At 72.9% G+C, this 18,105-nt stretch carries 20 protein-coding genes; 11 read left to right on the top strand and 9 right to left on the bottom strand.

The window, feature by feature from the left end:
- Positions 1-22: 22 nt before the first annotated feature.
- Positions 23-442, bottom strand: coding sequence for a pyridoxamine 5'-phosphate oxidase family protein (locus ABIA36_RS09780; RefSeq protein ID WP_369962183.1), 420 nt, complete (start codon positions 440-442; stop codon positions 23-25).
- Entirely contained in the window at positions 429-1,340 is a 912-nt protein-coding gene (locus ABIA36_RS09775) for a universal stress protein (protein WP_369962182.1), read from the bottom strand. Before ABIA36_RS09775 ends, ABIA36_RS09780 begins: the two co-directional genes overlap by 14 nt.
- A 127-nt stretch (positions 1,341-1,467) precedes the next feature.
- Here ABIA36_RS09775 and ABIA36_RS09770 point away from each other — a divergent pair, with 127 nt between their 5' ends.
- The 5 genes from ABIA36_RS09770 to ABIA36_RS09750 all read left to right on the top strand — a co-directional run bounded on the left by ABIA36_RS09770 (position 1,468) and on the right by ABIA36_RS09750 (position 6,677).
- Complete coding sequence (locus ABIA36_RS09770; protein WP_369962181.1) at positions 1,468-2,469, top strand: zinc-binding alcohol dehydrogenase family protein; 1,002 nt, start codon at positions 1,468-1,470, stop codon at positions 2,467-2,469.
- 13 nt (positions 2,470-2,482) lie between these two features.
- Positions 2,483-3,382 (top strand): universal stress protein, encoded by a 900-nt coding sequence (locus ABIA36_RS09765; protein ID WP_369962180.1) that lies wholly within the window; start codon positions 2,483-2,485, stop codon positions 3,380-3,382.
- Between the two features lie 165 nt (positions 3,383-3,547).
- Positions 3,548-5,170, top strand: a complete 1,623-nt coding sequence (locus ABIA36_RS09760) for a GAF domain-containing protein (RefSeq protein ID WP_369962179.1) — start codon at positions 3,548-3,550, stop codon at positions 5,168-5,170.
- Positions 5,167-5,811 carry a response regulator gene (locus ABIA36_RS09755; RefSeq protein ID WP_369962178.1) on the top strand — a complete coding sequence of 215 codons (645 nt, stop codon included), beginning with the start codon at positions 5,167-5,169 and terminating at the stop codon, positions 5,809-5,811. The genes ABIA36_RS09760 and ABIA36_RS09755 overlap by 4 nt, the downstream gene beginning before the upstream one ends.
- Before the next feature lie 155 nt (positions 5,812-5,966).
- Positions 5,967-6,677, top strand: a complete 711-nt coding sequence (locus tag ABIA36_RS09750) for a BON domain-containing protein (protein ID WP_369962177.1) — start codon at positions 5,967-5,969, stop codon at positions 6,675-6,677.
- A gap of 52 nt (positions 6,678-6,729) precedes the next feature.
- Here the strand turns inward: ABIA36_RS09750 and ABIA36_RS09745 are convergent, their stop codons facing one another.
- On the bottom strand, positions 6,730-7,686 hold the full coding sequence (locus tag ABIA36_RS09745) for an NAD(P)-dependent alcohol dehydrogenase (RefSeq protein ID WP_369962176.1): 957 nt from the start codon (positions 7,684-7,686) through the stop codon (positions 6,730-6,732).
- Between the two features lie 135 nt (positions 7,687-7,821).
- Here ABIA36_RS09745 and ABIA36_RS09740 point away from each other — a divergent pair, with 135 nt between their 5' ends.
- Together ABIA36_RS09740 and ABIA36_RS09735 are read left to right on the top strand one after the other, a co-directional pair.
- A complete protein-coding gene (locus ABIA36_RS09740) occupies positions 7,822-8,973 on the top strand; it encodes a hypothetical protein (protein ID WP_369962175.1) in 1,152 nt (383 codons plus the stop codon).
- 35 nt (positions 8,974-9,008) lie between these two features.
- Positions 9,009-10,277 (top strand): hypothetical protein, encoded by a 1,269-nt coding sequence (locus ABIA36_RS09735; protein WP_369962174.1) that lies wholly within the window; start codon positions 9,009-9,011, stop codon positions 10,275-10,277.
- A 69-nt stretch (positions 10,278-10,346) separates the two neighbouring features.
- Here ABIA36_RS09735 and ABIA36_RS09730 read toward each other — a convergent pair whose 3' ends face one another.
- On the bottom strand, positions 10,347-11,237 hold the full coding sequence (locus ABIA36_RS09730; RefSeq protein WP_369962173.1) for a universal stress protein: 891 nt from the start codon (positions 11,235-11,237) through the stop codon (positions 10,347-10,349).
- A gap of 117 nt (positions 11,238-11,354) precedes the next feature.
- Here ABIA36_RS09730 and ABIA36_RS09725 point away from each other — a divergent pair, with 117 nt between their 5' ends.
- The 3 genes from ABIA36_RS09725 (at position 11,355) to ABIA36_RS09715 (ending at position 12,689) form a co-directional block, all read left to right on the top strand.
- The gene (locus ABIA36_RS09725) at positions 11,355-11,657 is read left to right on the top strand and encodes a DUF5652 family protein (RefSeq protein ID WP_369962172.1); all 303 of its coding nucleotides are present in this window, start codon (positions 11,355-11,357) and stop codon (positions 11,655-11,657) included.
- 88 nt (positions 11,658-11,745) lie between these two features.
- Entirely contained in the window at positions 11,746-11,895 is a 150-nt protein-coding gene (locus tag ABIA36_RS09720) for a hypothetical protein (RefSeq protein WP_369962171.1), read from the top strand.
- The gene (locus ABIA36_RS09715; protein WP_369962170.1) at positions 11,892-12,689 is read left to right on the top strand and encodes a cytochrome b N-terminal domain-containing protein; all 798 of its coding nucleotides are present in this window, start codon (positions 11,892-11,894) and stop codon (positions 12,687-12,689) included. Before ABIA36_RS09720 ends, ABIA36_RS09715 begins: the two co-directional genes overlap by 4 nt.
- A gap of 928 nt (positions 12,690-13,617) precedes the next feature.
- Here the strand turns inward: ABIA36_RS09715 and ABIA36_RS09710 are convergent.
- From ABIA36_RS09710 to ABIA36_RS09690, 5 genes are all read right to left on the bottom strand, one after another.
- A complete protein-coding gene (locus tag ABIA36_RS09710) occupies positions 13,618-13,845 on the bottom strand; it encodes a ferredoxin (RefSeq protein WP_369962169.1) in 228 nt (75 codons plus the stop codon).
- On the bottom strand, positions 13,842-15,074 hold the full coding sequence (locus ABIA36_RS09705; protein WP_369962168.1) for an NADH-ubiquinone oxidoreductase-F iron-sulfur binding region domain-containing protein: 1,233 nt from the start codon (positions 15,072-15,074) through the stop codon (positions 13,842-13,844). Before ABIA36_RS09705 ends, ABIA36_RS09710 begins: the two co-directional genes overlap by 4 nt.
- Before the next feature lie 8 nt (positions 15,075-15,082).
- Positions 15,083-15,670, bottom strand: coding sequence for a ferric reductase-like transmembrane domain-containing protein (locus ABIA36_RS09700; RefSeq protein WP_369962167.1), 588 nt, complete (start codon positions 15,668-15,670; stop codon positions 15,083-15,085).
- 27 nt (positions 15,671-15,697) lie between these two features.
- Entirely contained in the window at positions 15,698-16,069 is a 372-nt protein-coding gene (locus tag ABIA36_RS09695; protein WP_369962166.1) for a hypothetical protein, read from the bottom strand.
- A gap of 77 nt (positions 16,070-16,146) precedes the next feature.
- The gene (locus ABIA36_RS09690; RefSeq protein WP_369962165.1) at positions 16,147-17,799 is read right to left on the bottom strand and encodes an FAD-dependent oxidoreductase; all 1,653 of its coding nucleotides are present in this window, start codon (positions 17,797-17,799) and stop codon (positions 16,147-16,149) included.
- A 128-nt stretch (positions 17,800-17,927) separates the two neighbouring features.
- On the opposite strand from ABIA36_RS09690, the gene ABIA36_RS09685 reads away from it, so the two are divergent.
- Positions 17,928-18,104, top strand: coding sequence for a hypothetical protein (locus tag ABIA36_RS09685; RefSeq protein ID WP_369962164.1), 177 nt, complete (start codon positions 17,928-17,930; stop codon positions 18,102-18,104).
- The last annotated feature ends 1 nt before the right edge of the window (position 18,105 follow it).

Here is an 18,105-nt window from a genome sequence, read left to right as displayed (position 1 = left end):
GATGCTTCCTTCCGTGCGCAGGTCACCAGCGCTCGGGCTCCGGCTCGCGCCGGAACCGCCGGCCGGACATCGAATCGATGTCGATGTGGATGTAGCGGTACTTGAGGGTCGGGATCCAGGGCCGGAGCGGAGCCTTCTCGGCCTCGTCGATCTCCGCCTGGTGTTCGAGCTGCCGGGCACGGCCGTGGACGACGACGCTCCAGGCCTCGTCGTCGGTCCAGCCGTCGGTCTCGAACGCCACCGTGTCGTGCACGGTCAGCTCCAGCAGCTTGGTGCCGGGCGCGGTCCTGATCAGGATGCTCGACCCGTCGGAGTAGAAGTTGACCGGGTAGATGTCGGGCTCGCCGCCCACGGCCGTCGCCAGCCTCCCGACGGTCGCGCCCTTCAGCAGCTCCCGGCACCCGTCGCGGTCCAGCACCTGGACCGGGTCATCCGATGACATGGCTCTCTCCTTCCGCCTTCGGCTGCTCCGCCCGCGCTCCCGCGGTCGGGGCATGCACCACGATCGTCGGCGAGGACAGGTTGAGCAGCACGTCGTACGCGACAGCGCCGAGGCTGCCGAGCTGCGCGTGCGCCCGGCGCGAGTCCCCGATCACGAGGAGCTCCGCGCTGCGGGCCAGTTCGTTGAGGGCGGCACCGGCAGGCCGGCGCACCACTCGGCTGCGGATGACGATGCCGGGCTGCCGCGCCCGCGCCCGCGCGACGGCCGACGCGAGGTAGCCGCGCGCCTCGTCGTCGCGCCGGAGCTGCCAGTCGCGCCGCTCGTCGGGATCGTCCGGGTCGAAGGGGATGTGCGCCTCCGACGAGCGGACGGTCATCAGCTCGCAGTGGTGGTCGCAGGCCAGATCCGCCGCCAGGTCGACCGCCGCCTCCCCCGCCGGCGTGTCGTCGACGCCGACGATCACGCCGCGCCGCATCCGCGAGGCCGCCTCCGGGATGATCGCGACCGGCCCCGTGGCGAGGTTCGCGAGCTGGAGGCTGCGCGAGCCGAACGCGCGCCCGTAGTGGAAGCCGGTCTTGTGGGTGCCGACGACGATCATCGTCCCCTCGTCGCTGAACGAGGCGAGCTCCGCCATCGGGCTGCCGGTCCGGACCTCGCCGTGGATCGGCACGTCCGCACCGAGGGACCGCGCGTAGGCGACCTCCTCCGCCAGCCGCTTCTCCGCATCCTGGTCGACCTCGTCGATGAGGAGCGCCCCGACGGCGCCCCACTCGTCGTCGGCGACGTGGACGAGGGTCACTCGGACTCCGCGCTCCCGCGCACCCGCGACGGCCCAGCGGATGGCGGCACGGGCCGGCACGGATCCGTCGACGCCGACGATGTACCTGCGGATCTCCATGGGACACCTCCGAGTGCAGTCTGGTCATGCGGCCCGGTGACCCGAAGGGCCTTAGGTCCCGTGGGACCTTCGGCCCGCCCGGCACGCGCCCGCGGCGCTTGACTCGGCGCAGGGACGGAGGCGGGAGATGCCGGTCATGCGAGCGTGGCGCACCACGGGGACGAGCGGCGGCCTCGACGCGGTAGAGGTCATGGTGCCCGAGCCGGCGGCGGACGAGGTGCTGGTCGAGGTGGAGGTGTGCGGGATCTGCCGCACCGACCTCCACGTGATCGACCACGAGATCCCGGTCCACCGCCCGCGGGTGACGCCGGGGCACCAGGCGATCGGCACGGTGGTCGGCGTCGGCGACGAGGTGACGTCGCTGGAGCCGGGGGCCCGCGTCGGCGTGGCCTGGCTGCGGCGCACCTGCGGCGAGTGCGCCTTCTGCCGGCGGGGTGCGGAGAACCTCTGCCCGCGCTCGGAGTACACCGGCTGGGACGCCGACGGCGGTTTCGCCGAGTATCTGGTGGCCCCCGCCGCGTATGTCTACCTGATCGCGGCGGACGCCGACGCTCTGGAGACCGCACCGCTGCTGTGCGCCGGGATCATCGGCTACCGGGCGCTCCGGCGGGCGCAGCTCCCGCCGGGCGGGAACCTCGGCATCTACGGCTTCGGGTCGAGCGCGCACGTGACTGCGCAGCTCGCCATGGCGGGCGGCGCACGGGTGTTCGCGATGACCCGCGGCGTGCAGAACCGCGACCTGGCCCGTGAGCTCGGCGCCGCCTTCGTCGGCGAGGAGGACGAGGAGCCGCCCGAGCCGCTGGACTCCGCGATCGTGTTCGCTCCGGCGGGCGGTCTCGTCCCGGTTGCGCTGCGGGCCACCGCCAGCGGCGGGACCGTGGTGCTCGCGGGCATCGAGATGTCCGACCTGCCGCCGCTGTCGTACACCGAGTCGCTGTTCCGCGAGCGCGACCTCCGCACCGTCACCGCGAACACCCGGGAGGACGGGGCGCGCTTCCTTGCGCTCGCGCGCAACCTGCGGCTGCGGCCGACGGTGACGGCGGTGCCGTTCGGCGGGCTGGCGGGCGCGATCGACGATCTGCGACGCGGCAGGGTCAGCGGCTCGCTGGTGCTGCGCGTGGCCTCCTAGAAGGGTGAGGACGATGACCGAACGGACGGTGGTCTGCTGGAACGGCTCCGCGGCAGCGGAGGCGGCGCTCGCCTGGGCGCTCCGCCGCGCGCGCGTCGAGGGCTCGGCGATCGAGCTCGTCGACGTGGTCGACACGGGCCTCTACCTGGGTGACGACGCCGCACTCGACCGGGCGACCGAGCAGGAGCAGGATCGGCTCGACACCCGGGTGGAGGAGCTCGCGGCCTCCCGTCCGGGCCTCGTGTCCGGGGCGCACCTGCTGGTCGGGGACCCGCTCGACCTGCTGAGCGGCCAGGCCAGGGCCGACACGCTCGTCGTGGTCGGCACCCGGCACCGCGTCGGGCCGCGCGTGCGCTACGGCTGGTCGCTGGGAGCGCGGCTCGCCACGGCGGCCGCGGGCCCGGTGGCCGTGGTCCCCGTCGAGGAGCCGGAGGCCGCGGAGGCGCGGACGGGCGTCGTGGTGGGGGTGGACGGCTCGGAGGTGGGCCGACTCGCACTGCGGTTCGCTGCCCGCGAGGCCGAGGACCTGCGCCAGCCGCTGACGATCGTGCACTGCTGGGTGGCGCCGCTGTCCGAGCAGCCGCTGATCGTCCCCGACGACGAGTTCGTCACCTCGCAGCAGAGCGAACGGCAGGACCTGCTGGACGACCACGTGCGCTCGGTGAGCCAGGAGCATCCCGACGTCGCCGTGCACTCCGTCCTGCTCCGCCAGAACCCGATCTCGGGTCTCCGGGTGGAGTCCGAGCACGCTGTGATGCTCGTCGTCGGCAGCAGACGGCTGACCGGCTGGAAGCGCACCTGGCTGGGCTCGGTCTCCCACGGGCTGGTCCTCGACCTCGCCGCTCCCACCGTCGTGGTCGGCCAGGACACACAGGTGTACGCGACGCCGCCGGCCGCTACACTCGGCGCGTGAGGGCACCCGCCGCTCCCGGCCAGCGGCCCGTTGTGCGCCGCGCGCTGCCGAGCCGCCCGCTGCCGAGCTGCACGCTGCGGAGAGGAGGCCGCCATCCCGAGCGATGAGCCGATCACCTTCCCCGACGCGCCTCGGGCGGAACTCGACCGCGCCCTCGGCGAGCTGGTGGAGCAAGCGCGCAAGGTGCTGGACACCCAGGGCAGGCTGCGCGCGCTCGTGCGCGCCAACCGCGCGGTCGTGTCCCACTTGGAGCTGCCGGTGGTGCTGCGGACGATCATCGAGTCGGCCGTCGAGCTGGTCGGAGCGCGGTACGGCGCGCTCGGGGTGATCGCCGAGGGCGGCGGACTGGAGCAGTTCATCCACGTGGGGATGTCGGACGACGTGGTGACGCGGATCGGCCACCTGCCGGAGGGCCACGGACTCCTCGGCGCCCTCATCGACGACCCCCGCCCGATCCGGATCGACTCGATCGCCGACGACCCGCGGTCCTCCGGCTTCCCGGAGGGGCACCCGCCGATGACGGCGTTCCTCGGCGTCCCGATCGCCGTGCGCGACTCCGTGTACGGCAACCTCTACCTGACTGACCCGGTCGGCGGCGGGTTCACCGAGGACGACGAGCAGCTCGTCAAGGCGCTGGCCGCCAACGCCGGCTTCGCGATCGACAACGCCCGGCTGTACGCCGAGACCGTCGCCCGGCAGGCCTGGAGCGCCGCTGCCGGTGAGCTGACGGCCAGCATCCTGGGGAGCGAGTCGGCGCAGGCGCACGAGGAGCTCGCGGCCCGCGCGGCGGCGCTGGTCGGCGCCCGCGCCGTGTTCGTCATCGGCGTCGACCCGCACGGCGACGCGTTCCACGTGCTCGCAGCCGGCGGCGCTCCCGGCGACCTCGACGCGACGACGGCGGCGAACAGCCGGATCCGCAGCGCGATCGAAGGCGCGCAGCCCACCCGCCTCGACGAGCTGAGCGGCATCCGGCTCGCGGACGGCCGCGGATCGGGACCCGCGCTGGTCATCCCGTTCGACGGCAAGACCGGCGACCCCGAGGTGCTGATCGCCGTGCGCGCGACCGGCGACCCCGCCTTCTCGGCGTTCGAGCTGGAGCGCGCCGTGACCTTCGCCCGGCAGGGCGCCATCGCGATGGAGCTGGCCGCCGCCCGCGCCGACCGCGAGCGCGTGGTGCTCCTGGAGGATCGGGCGCGCATCGCCCGCGACCTGCACGACCACGTCATCCAGCAGCTCTTCGGCGCGGGGCTGGAACTGCAGAGCGTCCAGTCGGCGCTCGGCCCCGGCCGGCTGGCCGACCGGATCGACGGCACCGTGAAGTCGCTCGACGACGCCATCGCGCAGATCCGCACGGCGATCTTCTCCCTGTCGCGGCAGCAGGGACCGGCCGAGAGCCTCCGGCACCGGCTGCTCGACATCGTGCAGGAGGTCGGCGAGGCGCTCCCGCGGCCGGCAACGGTTTCCTTCTCCGGCCCCGTGGACCTGGTGGCCGACGCCGAGCTCGCCGACGACGTCGCGGCGTTCGTGCGGGAGGGCCTGACCAACGTGATCCGGCACGCGTCAGCCGCCACCGCGACGGTCGAGGTCGTGGCGACCGCGGACGAGATCACGGTCGACGTGGCGGACGACGGCCGCGGGATCGGGGAGACGAGCAGGCGCAGCGGGCTGGCCAACCTCTCCGAACGCGCGGAGCGCCGCGCCGGCGCACTCGAGGTCGAGTCGACCCCGCGGGGCACGCGACTGCGGCTCCGGCTGCCGGTGCCGGCGCCCGTCGAGGACGTCCGATGAGCGCGCCGCCGATCCGCGTCTTCCTCGCGGACGACCACGAGATCGTCCGCCGCGGCGTGGCCGCCCTGATCGACGGGCAAGAGGACATGGAGGTCGTCGGCGAGGCTGCGACGGCCGCGCAGGCGCGGGCCAGGATCCTCGCCGTCCGACCCGACGTCGCCGTGCTCGACGTGCGGCTCCCCGACGGCAGCGGCATCGACGTCTGCCGCGCGGTCAAGCAGGCGGAACCGGGCATCCACTGTCTGATGCTCACCGCGTACGACGACGAGGACGCCCTGCGCAGCGCGATCATCGCGGGCGCCGACGGCTACGTGGTCAAAGACATCCGCGCGAGCACGCTGCTGGACGACGTCCGCGCAGCGCACCGCGGCAAGCGGCTCATCGACCCGCGCGTCGCCGACCGCGTCTCGGCGACGCTGCGCGAGCCGGCCGACGACCCGCGGTTCGCCTCCCTCGGCCTCCGCGAGCGGCAGGTGCTGGCGCTCATCGCCGACGGGCGCACCAACCGTCAGATCGCGGAGCGGCTCGGCCTCGCCGAGAAGACGGTGAAGAACTACGTGAGCTCGCTGCTGGCGAAGCTCGGCCTGGAGCGGCGCACGCAGGCCGCGGTGCTCCATCTCGAGCACCGCGGCCGCGCGTGACCGGATCCGGGCGTCCGGCCAACCCCCTCTTCCGCTCCCCCGATCCTCAGTACCGTAGGCCCGCCCGCCGGCGCGGCGCTGGGCCGAAGGTCCCACGCGTCCCGGCGGGACCTTGGACTCATCCGCGCCGCCCCCGGCGCGCCGACGCTGGGAACATGAGCATCAGCAGCGCACCCGAATCGGCGACGTCGAGCACGCCGGCACGCACCTTCAGCGATCTCACGGTCCGCCGTGCGGTCGAGTCGGAGCTCGCCTGGACGCCGGACGTGACCGCGCCGGCCATCGGCGTCGCCGTCGACGGCGGCGTCGTCACGCTCACCGGGGAGGTGGACAGCCTCCACGAGCGCATCGCGGTGGTGGAGGCCGCCCAGCGGGTCGCCGGGGTCCGCACCGTCGCCGACGAGCTCCGGCTGCCCGAGCCCGGCGACGACCCGCACGGACGCACGCTCGCCGCCGCGGTCGACGGAATCCTCGCCTGGACGGCGGGGGTCCCGCGCACGGGCATCCACGCCGACGTGCAGGGCCACCGCGTGGTCCTGACCGGCGAGGTCGAGTGGGATTCCGAGCGCGTCGCCGCCAAGCGGGCCGTCGAACGCCTGCACGGCGTCCACGCGGTCGAGAGCCGCATCGAGCTCACCCGCAGACCGCAGGCCGACGATGTCGCCGAGGAGATCCGCAACGCGCTCGTGCGCAACGCGATCCTCGACGCCGGCCGCATCGCCGTCACCGTCGACGGTGACGAGATCACCCTGACCGGCGCCGTCGGCTCCTGGACCGAGCACCAGCAGGCGCTACGGACCGCCTGGTCGTCGCCGCACGTGCGGCAGGTGCACGACCGGCTGCGGGTGGAGCCGCGGGAGGTCTGAAGCGCGCCGGCACACCGCAAGCCGGGCGCGTCCTGCCGATCGAGCCCGGCCGTTACGGAATCACGACGCTCTTGCCCCGGGTGTGCGCCGTGGCGACGTACTCGTGAGCGCGAGCGATGTCGGCGAGGGGATACCTCCGGTCGATGACGGGGCGGAGCCCTCCGCTCTCGACCGCGGAAGCGATCCAGGCCAGGTCATCCGGAACGACCTTCACCGGCAGGAATGAGACGCGTCTCCGTGAGAGCGAAGACCCCAGGACCGTCGGGAGGCCGCCCGGTGCGATCGTGGCCATCCGACCGCCCGGTGCGAGGTACCGGCGGTACCGCCCGATATCGACGCCTGTGCAATCGAAGATCGCGTCGAACGCCGTGACCGCCCTCGGATCCGGAAGCGCCTCGTACGAGTAGGCCTGCGCCACTCCGAGTGCTCGGCAGAGCTCGCGATTGTCGCTGCCGGAGACCGAGGACACCTCGGCCCCGAGCAGCTGAGCGATCTGGACGGCCGACGAGCCCACCCCTCCGCTCGCCCCGACGACGAGGACACGCTCGTCGGTCCTGACTGTGAGCCGGTTGCGGAGTGCTTGGAGCGCCGTCATGCCGACCAGCGGCAGCGCGGCCGCCGCCGGCAGGTCGTCCACCCGGGGCGCACGGCTCACCGAACCCTCGTCGATGGTCGCGTACTGAGCAGCGGTGCCCGTCGTCCCCATCGTCGCCATGCCGACGTATCCCCAGACCACGTCACCGACTTCGTGGCGCGAACAGTCGCCGCCGCGCGCGACCACCTCGCCGACGACATCCACGCCGGTGCCCTTCGGAAACCGCGGCCCGTTGGTCAGCCTGGTCCCACCGCTGCGCGCGATGGCGTCGGCGCGGTTGACACTGCACGCGATCACCCGGAGAAGCAACTCCTTCGGCCGAGGCTCCGGCACGGGGACTTCGTTGACCTGAAGGACCTCGGGTGGCCCGTAGCGGAAGTACTGGGCGCCGAGCATCGTCTGTGGTCGGTTCATGTCATCCCCGGCCTTTCGTTTGAGATAACACATCTTACCTTTAATCGGCCGGGACCTTGTGCCCTATGGCTGGCGGCCCGATCGCCCGATCCTGATGCGGTGGCGCACGATGCGCTGCCGAGGGGGATCTCCGACATGAACATTCGAACCACGCACTTTCTCCGGCTCGCCGCTGCGGCGGCGCTGGCCGGCTTCCTCGCCGTCACGCTGAGCGCTTCGGCGGCCGCACCGCCGGCGCAGACCCCGGGCGGCGCCGGGCCGCACTTCTACAGCGGCGTCGCCGTCGACGTGTCCGGGCCGGTCAACGGCGACGTGTACGCCGCCGGGCAGAGCGTCACCGTGAGCGGCGACGTCACCGGGGACGTGATCGCCGCGGCGCAGACCATCACGATCAGCGGCCGCGTCGACGGCAACGTCCGGCTCGCCGGGCAGGACGTCACGATCACCGGCCACGTCGCGCGCAGCGGCACGATCTTCGCGTCCGACCTCCTGGTCGACGCCCGCGGGTCCGTGCAGAACGACGTCGTCGCGACCGCGTCGACGATCCGCGTCGCGGGCGACGTGGGCAGGGATCTGCTGGTCAGCGTCACCGACCTCCGGATCGACGGGACCGTCGGGGGCGACGTGACCTACGCCAGCACGACGACGGCGCACATCGCGGACGGCGCGGTCGCCGGGACCGTGCAGCACGTCCAGACGCAGCAGGCCTCCGCGCCGCAGATCTCGCCGTGGGCCGCGGTGCTGGGCTGGTTCGTGGGGCTGATGTACGCGCTGGTCGCGCTCAGCCTCCTCACCGTCGCCGCCGGGCTGCTCGTCCCCCGCATGCTCGTCCGCGTCACCGACCGGCTGCTGCCGTCGCCGTGGCGCGCGCTGCTGGTGGGCTTCGTCGCCGCGATCGTCGTGCCCATCGGGCTGCTGTTCCTGCTCGTGACGATCGTGGGCGCACCGCTCGCGCTCGCCGGCCTGCTGATCTTGATCGTGCTGACGCTGGCGACGTTCCTGGTCGGCGCGCACTACCTCGGGAGGGTGGTGCTCCGCAGCTCCCCGCATCCGGTCCTGCAGTCGTTCGTGGGCGGACTGATCCTGATCGTGGGGCTGCAGATCCCGGTGCTCAACATCCTGGTGTGGCTGGCGATGGTCTTCTTCGGGCTCGGCGCCGAACTGCTGGAGCTGTACCGGCAGCGGCCCTGGCGGGTCGGCGGCCCCAGGAGCCCGGCGGCGCCGCCCGAGACGACGGCCCCGCAGGATGCTCAGCCGCTCCTGGCGGGCGAGCCGCCCCGGCAGTAGCGAGCGCGGGAACTGCAGAAGAGAAGAGAGAGATCATGAACAATCGACAGCGGAGAGCCCTGCGGCTCTCGGCGACGGCGATCGGCGTACTCGCGGTCGCGACCTGCGCGATCACGGCCTTCGGCGCCGCTCCCGCTGGGGCCGCTCCGGCGACCGCCCGCAGTGCTGCGGTCACGGCGACCGGCCGCCCGCCCTTCGACCTCGGGACCCTCCCGGGTGGGACCATGAGCGAGGCTCGCGACATCAACGCCTTCGACGTGAGCGTCGGCGTCTCGACCGCGAACCAGCAGCCGCAGTTCTTCCGGGCGGCGCGCTGGAGTCCGTCCGGCCGCGTGACCGATCTGGGAACCTTGCCGGGCGGTAACGCCAGCACCGCCCGATCCATCGACGCCGTCGGATTCGTCGCGGGCGACTCGAACGCTGGTACCACGACGGGGACGACGCCGTCGCGTGCCGTGTTCTGGGACCCGTTCGGCAGGATCCACCGGCTCCCCGTACCCGCAGGCACAACCTCCAGCAGCGCAACGCAGGTCAGCGAGACCGCGCTGTTCATCGGGCGCGCCGACTCCGCCACCCGTACGGTCGGCCTCCGCTGGAACGCGCTGGGCGGCGCGACCAGGCTGGCCGACCTCCCGGGAACGGCGGGCAGCGTTCCCGTCGCACTGAACGACGTCGGCGTCGTCGTCGGCAGCTCGGTCGTCGGGTCGTCCAAAACGACAGGAGTGGCGCTGCGCTGGGATATCTTCGGCCGGGCCCTCCGCCTCGACGCGATCCCGGGAAGCGTCAGCAGCGTGGCCGACGCGATCAACCGGCCCGGGGTCGCGGTCGGCACTGCCACGATCGGCGGCGGCCTGACGCGCGCCGTCCGGTGGGACGCCCACGGGCACGTGCGGAGCCTCGGGACGCTGCCCGGGGGCGACCGGAGCTCGGCGGTCGGCGTCAATGACGCCGGGACGATCATCGGTGCCTCGAACGTCGTCGCCGGCGGTCCGCTCCACGCGGTGATGTGGGACCGGTTCGGCGGCATCCACGCGCTGGGCGCACTCGGAGCGGGGACGACGGTCGTCGACATCAACGACCGCGGTTACATGGCCGGGTACGTTCAACCCGCCGACGCCGTGCTCCCCGTGGCCGCGCGGTGGTCGCCCACCGGCGCGCTCACTCGGCTCGGCGTCTTCCTCGGAGGCGATGAGGACGGGATCGGCACCGCGATCGCGCCGGACAACACCGTCACCGGTTTCGCCTCCAACCCGAACGAGGACAACCACGCCGTCCTCTGGAAGCCTGCAGCCTGCAACGGCTGAGGTCATCGACCGCCGGGCGCGCGTCGCCCGGCGGTCTCACGTCACCACTCGTCCGTCACCACTCGTCCGTCACCACTCGTCGCCGTCGTCCGGCCCGTGGGGCACGACGAAGGAGAACTCCTTCGGCGTGACCAGCACCGGGCACGGCAGGTTCAGCAGCACGTCGTGGCTCACCGAGCCGAGGAGGGAGGACGCGAACCGGCCGCGGCCGCGCGTCCCGACCACGATGGCGACGGCTCCCACGCCGCGCTCGATGAGCGCCTCCGCCGGATTCGCGCGCACCACGACGTCGGCGATCGACGCCGCCCGGGCGATCGGGACGTCGGCGACCGCCGCCGGGATCACCGCCTGCTCGCGCTTCAGAAAGGCGGGGTCGGCGTGCTCGCCGGAGTCGAGGGCGGCGTGCAGGGCCTCCGGAACGTCCCAGGCGTGCACCGCCTCGACCTGCGCCCCCGACCAGCTCGCCTCGGTCACGGCGAGCGCCAGCGCGGAGCGCGCGAAGGCGGAGCGGTCGACGCCGACCACCACCACGTTCCGTTCGGGACGCGGTGACGCGGGGATCACGGCGACGACGCAGTCGGCCTTCGCCGCGAGCTTCAGCGGGAGGGTGCCGATCCGCGCCCCGGCCTGCAGCGGACCCTTGTCGGTCCCCACCACGAGGAGGGCGGCGCCTGCGGCCTCCCTGAGCAGCGCGCTCGCCGGCGGCCCCTCCACCCAGCGGACCTCGATGTTGATGCGCGGGGCGAGGGCGCGGACATGGTTCCGCGCTTGCTGGAGCCCGAGCTCTACGGTGGTCTCCAGGTCGAACCGCGGACCGAAGACCGCGCCGCCCACGCGCGTGTCGATCGCGTGCACCACCTCCAGCGCGCCCCCGCGCTCGGCGACCCGGTCGGTCGCCCAGTCGAGCGCCCGCCACGCCGAGGGCGACGCGTCGAAGCCCACCACCGTGCGCCCGTCCATCGCCATCGTCACCACTCCCCTCGAGTGTGCCTGAGGTCGAGCCTGCCGCGCCCGCGCGCCGCCGGCCAGGACCTTCGACCCTTGCCGTTCCGCGGTCGCCCGCGGTCTGATGACCCCATGAGAAACCACTACGAAGCATCCCGGATGGGGATGCACGATGTGCCGCCCGCGGGCCGCGTCCTCGTCGTCGCGGTCATCGCCTGGGGCCTCGCCTGGAAGGGCGCCTCGCTCTGGCGCGCCGCCCGGAACGGCAGCAAGCCGTGGTTCGTGACGCTGCTGCTCACCAACACGCTCGGTGTCCTGGACGCGGTCTACCTGTTCGGCGTCGACCGCCGGCACGGCCCGGAGGAGCTCGAGGAGGTCGCGATCCTGGAGGTCACCGGCGAGCCCGAGCAGGAGGGTCACACACAGGAGACCTGAGCGTCGGCACGACGCCGCAGCCGCGGGACCTTCGGCCCGCCCGGCGCTCCACACGAGGATCACGCTGGTCTCGACCGAAGGAGGCACCGTGGACATCGTCGCAAGCGCGCCGGGCATCTACCTCGGCTGGGGGTCGTTCACCATCCAGCTCGGAAATCTCATCGTCATCGTGGTCATGCTCGTGCTGTTCGCGCTGGCGCTGCTGCTGCCGTTCCCGAAGGCGAGGCGGCGGCGATGAGCACGCAGGAGCGACCGCCCGCCCAGGCTGCCGGGCCGGCCGCCGAGCCACCGACCAGCGGCCAGGACGAGGAGATCTACACCTGGACCGGCCGCATCCGCCGCTGGCTCCTGAAGCGGCTCCCTCCGCAGAAGCTGCTGCCGCAGGATCAGCCGAGCTACGTCTCCTCCTGGATCTACGTGTTCGGGATGGCGTCCCTCGCCGCCCTCGCCGTGGTGATCCTCTCCGGCCTCGTGCTCAGCCTCAACGGGCCCGCCTGGTACCACGTCTCCCGCCTCGGCCACTTCACGAACAGCGTCCACCTGTGGAGCGTCGAGCTGTTCTTCCTGCTGATGGTCGTGCACCTGTGGGGCAAGTACTGGATGGCCGCGTGGCGCGGCGGCCGGGTGCTCACCTGGATCACGGGCGTGATCGCCTTCGCCGTGTCGATCGCGGCGGCGTTCACCGGCTACCTGCTGCAGACGAACTTCGACTCGCAGTGGATCGCCTTCGAGGGCAAGGACGCCCTCAACGCCGTCGGGATCGGCGCCTGGTTCGACGTCGCCGACCTCGGTCAGATGCTCACCTGGCACATCGTGCTGCTGCCGATCGGCGTGGGGGCGATCGTGGTGCTGCACGTCCTCCTGGTGCGGGTGCACGGCGTCGTGCCGCCGATCGACGCGACCGAGACGGACGACCAGGTCGTGCACCCCTACAACGAATCGGTCGGCAACGAATCGGCCGGCAACGAATCGGCCGGCAACGAATCGGCCGTCAACGAATCGGCCGGCAACGAATCGGAGGGGCCGCGATGAAGCGCACACCGAGCATGACCTGGCGACGCCACGACGACGTCGCCGGCCGGCCCTGGCACGGGCGCGTCCGCGACTACGACCTCGTCAAGGAGGTCACCATCGGCTTCGTCGTCGTCGGAGCCGTGACTCTCGTGCTCGCCGCGGTGTTCGGGTCCCCGGACGAACCGGGTGTCACCTTCGCCTCCTGGTCGGCGGCCGACCCCGTCGACTTCGCGTCGACCGCCACGGCCGAGCTCGGCGGGACGAGCGACACCGCCCAGTACGGGCCGCCCTACAACGACACGCAGGGCGCGACGCAGACCCTCGGGCCGCTCGACCTGCAGAGCCTGTCGGGCGTGCGCCTCCCGATCGACACGGCGAAGGCCTTCGTGATCGGGCCGCTGCGCACGCTGCCGTCCGTGCCCTCGGCGGTGGCGCGCTGGACGAGCGCCACGCCCGCGCAGCAGGCCAAGTGGACGGCCGCCTACGAGAAGGCGCTGGCCGCCGACAAGGGCACCACGCTGCCGAAGCCCTCCTCCGACTACGGCCCGGTGCCCGCGATCATCTCATCGCTCAGCGGGATGGCGCGCAGCGGCGCGCTCGACGGCGCGCTGACGAGCCAGGGCGGCTTCTACCCGCTGAACCACACGCGGGCGATCCTGTTCCTCGGCGACGGCCAGTACTTCCAGAACCTCGCGGCGGCGCAGCACCTCACCGGGGACCAGTGGGGGATGATGAACGAGACCGGCAACACCCCGGGCCAGGCCTGGCTGTGGCTGTTCTCGCTCTTCTACCAGGTCCCGCCGTTCGCGTCGCTCGCCAACGCCGATCTGGTCATCGTGGGGATCATGGGCGTTCTGACGCTGCTGCTCGCCCTGCTGCCGTTCATCCCGGGGCTGCGCACGATCCCGCGCTGGATCCCGCTGCAACGGGTCATCTGGCGGGACTACTACCGGGCGACCCGCGTGAGCGCGAGCACCGGGCAGAGCGCCAGGGCGTCGTCCGCGGCGTCGAGCTCGTCCGCCCGTAGCGGCACATCGGACCGGAAGCCCTCTTCACCGCGCAGCGAGACCGGGTAGCCCCAGTCGTCCCGCGTGAGGGCACGGTCGAGGATCTCGGTGCAGAGACCTCGGCCGTCGCACTTCGTCCAGTCGATGTGGAGGGCGTGGGAGGTCATCGTGCCCTCCGGACGCACCGGCCGTGGGCGTGCGAGCGCACGTCGTGGTCGAAGACCGTGAGCGCGCTGCGCACGAGGCGCGCCGTTCCGTCGGGGTGGTGGCACGAGCCGCGGCCGACGACCAGGCCGGCGAGCCGGGCGAGGTCGGCCGCGTTCTCGGCGACGGCCTGGCCGGAGGCGACGGCCGCGAACCGGTCGGCCATCGTCGGCAGGCCGAACATGCACGGACCGCACTGGCCGGCCGACTGCCCGGCGAGGTACTTCACGATCCCGGCGGTGACGTCGAGCGCGCAGCGGTGATCGCCGAGCACGTGGATGATTCCCGCGCCCGGCGACGCGTCGAACGGCGCGAGGTCGAGGGCGGTCAGCGGGAGGTCGAACGCGTGCGCCGGCACCCAGGCCCCGTGATAGCCGCCGACCAGCGCCGCGGAAACCGTCCCGAAGTCGAGCCCCAGCGCCGCTAGGGTCTCGCGCACCGTGGCGTCGGTGCGGATCTCGTAGACGCCCTGCTTCGGCACGTCGCCGGTGACCGTCACGAGCCGGGTGCCGGGGTCGACCGGATCGCCCACCGAACGGAACCAGCGTGCGCCGTGGCGGGCGATCAGGGCGAGGTGCGCGAGGGTCTCGACGTTCTGCACGACGGTCGGCCGCCCGCGGAGGCCCGCGGTCGTCAGGCGCTTCGTGCGGTCCACGGGGCGCGCGTCGTCGTTCTCGATGAGGTTGACCAGCGCGCTGGCCTCACCGGAGACGAAGCCGCCCGCGCCCTCCACGACCTCGATGCCACGGGCGTCCTGTCGCTCGCCGATCGCGCGCTCGATGGCCCGGAGGGCGTCGCCCTCGGCCACGATGAGCACGTTGCGCGCGCCGATCGTCTTCGCGGCGGTGATCATGCCGTCGATCACGAGGTGGGGGGCGTTGCGCAGCAGCACGGCGTCCTTGGAGCTCAGCGGCTCGCCCTCCGTGCCGTTCGCGATGAGGATCGGCGCCCGGCCGCGGCGACGTCCACCCGTCTCGAGGGCGGCGGACAGCTTGCGCCAGACCGGGAAGGCCGCTCCCCCGCGCCCGGTGAGCCCGGAGGCTTCCAGCTCGGCGAGCATCGCGTCGGGGTTCCGCTTGGGCAGCTCGCCGTGGGCACGGAGGTGCGCGTCGAGGGTCGCCCTGTGCCCGGCGGCGAAGAGCCGGCCGGCGTCCACCGCGCGCATCGTGCCTCCCGGCGTGGTCGGTTCCATCGTCATCGTCATGCGTCGTCCCGCTTTCGTGAGGAGGGGAGCCCGGCGGCGAGGCGCCGCGTGTGGGAATGCTCCACGAACCGGGCAGACAGCCGCCAGATCACGGCCACGGCGACGAGGAGGGTGCAGCCGGCGGTGATCAGCAGGAACCATCCGCTGGTGCCGTTCGTGCCGTTGCCGATGCCGTGCAGCACGGCGATCGGCCACATCGCGTAGGTGAACCAGTGCACGAAGCGGAAGGCGCGCTGACCGATCCGCCGGCGGAGCAGGCCGGTGATGGTGATCGCCACGACCAGGTCGAAGGCGACCGTCCCGAGGCCCTGCCAGAACGGCTTGAACGACCCCGCGAACGGCACCACGATGTCGAGCAGCGAGAGCTTGGCGTACGAGTCGAACAGCAGCGTCCCGACGTGCAGCACGAGGAAGACGCAGGCGAGCAGCGACACGTTGCGGTGGATCAGCGACACCGAGAACCGCGGCATCCCGGGCAGCGGACGCCCGGAGCGCGTGACGATGCCGAGCACCAGCGTCAGCGTGAACAGCAGCAGCGCGATGAGGCCGGACGCCCGGCCGAAGGCCCACAGCAGCTCACTCATCGTCGCTCCCCTCGGTCGGCCTGCGCATCAGGAGCCTGACGAGGTGCCGCTGGAGGAGCCGCCCTGGCTCGGCTGGACCGGGGCCGGGGCGGGGGCCGGAGGAGCGGGCGCGGGGGCCGGTGCGGCGGGGGCCGGAGCGGGTGCGGCCGGGGCCGGAGCGGGAGCCGGAGCGGCCGGAGCGGCCGGGGCCGCGGTCGGCGTCGGCGTGGCGGTCGGGGTGGGCGTCGCGGTCGGCGTGGCCGCCGGGGTGTGCACCGCTTGCGCAGCAGCAGCCGCGTGCCGGGTGTGCGTGGAGTCGAACAGCACCACGCCCACGGCTCCGGCTGCGCCGACGCTCGTCACACCGATCACGCCGGTGAGCACACCGACGATCCGCTTGCCTCGTGTCCAAGTCGCCATGCCTCCACCATCCCGGCGAATTCTTGACGGATTCTTACGTCACATGGGCAGAACCTGACGATCGGCTATCGGTTGCCCTAGGCCGCGACCGTCTCCCGCTCCCGCGTCGCCGCGCCCGCGACCCAGGTCCGGTAGCCGCCGTCGAGGTTGACGACGTCGAAGCCGTGCTGGGCGAGGATGCGGGCTGCTGTGTGGCCGCGCTGCCCCACCTGGCAGTGCACGACGACGGGCCCGGAGGGCAGTTCGGCGAGCCGGTCGCGGAGGTCGTCGACGGGGATGTTGACCGCACCGGGGATCGCGCCGGCCGCGTGCTCGCCCGCGGTGCGGACGTCCACGAGGGTCGCGTCCGCCTCGATCGCGGCGTCCAGCTCGTGCCACTGGATCGCGCGGGTCGCGCCGGTGCGCAGGTTGTCCGCCACGTAGCCGAGCTGGTTCACCGGGTCCTTCGCCGAGCCGAACTGCGGCGCGTACGCCAGCTCGAGGCGCGCGAGCCCGGAGGCGGTGATGCCGCCCGCCATGGCCACGGCGATGACGTCGATCCGCTTGTCCACGCCCTCCCCGCCGACGATCTGCGCACCGAGGATCGCGTCGGTGGCCGGGTCGACCAGCAGCTTCATCGACATCGGCTGCGCGCCAGGGTAGTACGTCGCGTGCGAGGCCGGGTGGGTGTGGATGACGCGGTGCTCGCGCCCGGCGGACACGAGCTGCCGCTCGCTCCAGCCGACCTTCGCGGCGACCGTGTCGAACACCTTCACGATGGCGGTGCCGAGCGCGGGGGTGTTGCTCTCGTCGTGGCCGGCGATCACGTCGGCGACCGAGCGGCCGTGCCGGTTGGCCAGCCCGGCCATCGTGACCAGCACGTCCTCGCCGGACACCGCGTCGACCTTCTCGACGCCGTCGCCGACGGCGTAGATGTGCGGGTCGCTGGTGCGGTTGCGGGCGTCGACGGCGATCCCGCCGGTCGGGCCGAGGGCCAGCCCGGCGGTGCGCGCCAGGTCCACGCTCGGCACCACGCCGGACGCGTCGACGATGAAGTCGGGACGCAGGGCGCTGCCGTCGCCGAGGACGACGACGGCGCCCTCCACGCGGTCGATGGTGACCGCGGTGCGCACGTCCACGCCGTGGCTGCGGAGCTGGGCCTCCAGCGGCGCCACCATCTCCGGGTCGAGCGGGCTCAGGAGGTGCGGGCCGCGCTGGACGAGCGTGACGTGGATGCCGCGCCGCACCAGGTTCTCCACGGCCTCCAGCCCGATGAAGCCGCCGCCGACCACCAGCGCGGACGGGTTGTCGGCCGCGGCGTCCACCAGCCGGCCGATCGCGTCCACGTCCTCCACCGTGCGCAGGGTGTGCGTCGGGATGCCGGGGTGTCCCGCCGCCTCCCGCGCGGAGGCGCCGACCGCGAGGATCAGCTCGTCGTAGCTCTCCACCGAGGTCTCGCCGCTCGCGAGGTCGAGCACGGTGACGGTGCGCAGGGCCGCGTCGACGCCGAGCACCTCGTGACCGGTGCGGACATCCAGCCGGAATCGGGACGCCAGCGACTGCGGGGTCTGCAGCAGCAGCGCCGACCGGTCGCGGATCACGCCGCCGACGTAGTACGGGAGGCCACAGTTCGCGTACGAGACGTACGGGCCGCGCTCGAAGACGACGATGTCTCGCGACTCGTCCAGCCGGCGCAGCCGGGTCGCGGCCGACATGCCTCCGGCGACGCCGCCGACGATGATCGTTCTCACTGGATGGTCCTTCTTCCGTGCTTCCGTGCGGGTGCGGGGGCCGATTGCGTATACCCCCGCCGGTATCGTACTATACCTCCAGGGGTATCCCGAATCCCCCCAAGAGCGAATGCACAGTAAGGACCCCTATGTGTTATCCCGTCACCTGCTCGACCTGCGGCAAGACCACCTGGAACGGCTGCGGCCAGCACGTCGCCGACGTGCGCCGTAACGTCCCGGCCGCGCAGTGGTGCGACGGCCACGCCGAGCAGTCCACGGCCGCGACCGGCGCCGGCTTCCTCGGCCGCCTCTTCGGACGGAGCTGAC

It is taken from the genome of Leifsonia sp. EB34, from assembly GCF_041260585.1.
Lineage (GTDB): Bacteria > Actinomycetota > Actinomycetes > Actinomycetales > Microbacteriaceae > Leifsonia.
The sequence above is the reverse complement of the archived record's forward strand: the minus strand, read 5'-3'. Positions and strand labels throughout refer to the sequence as shown.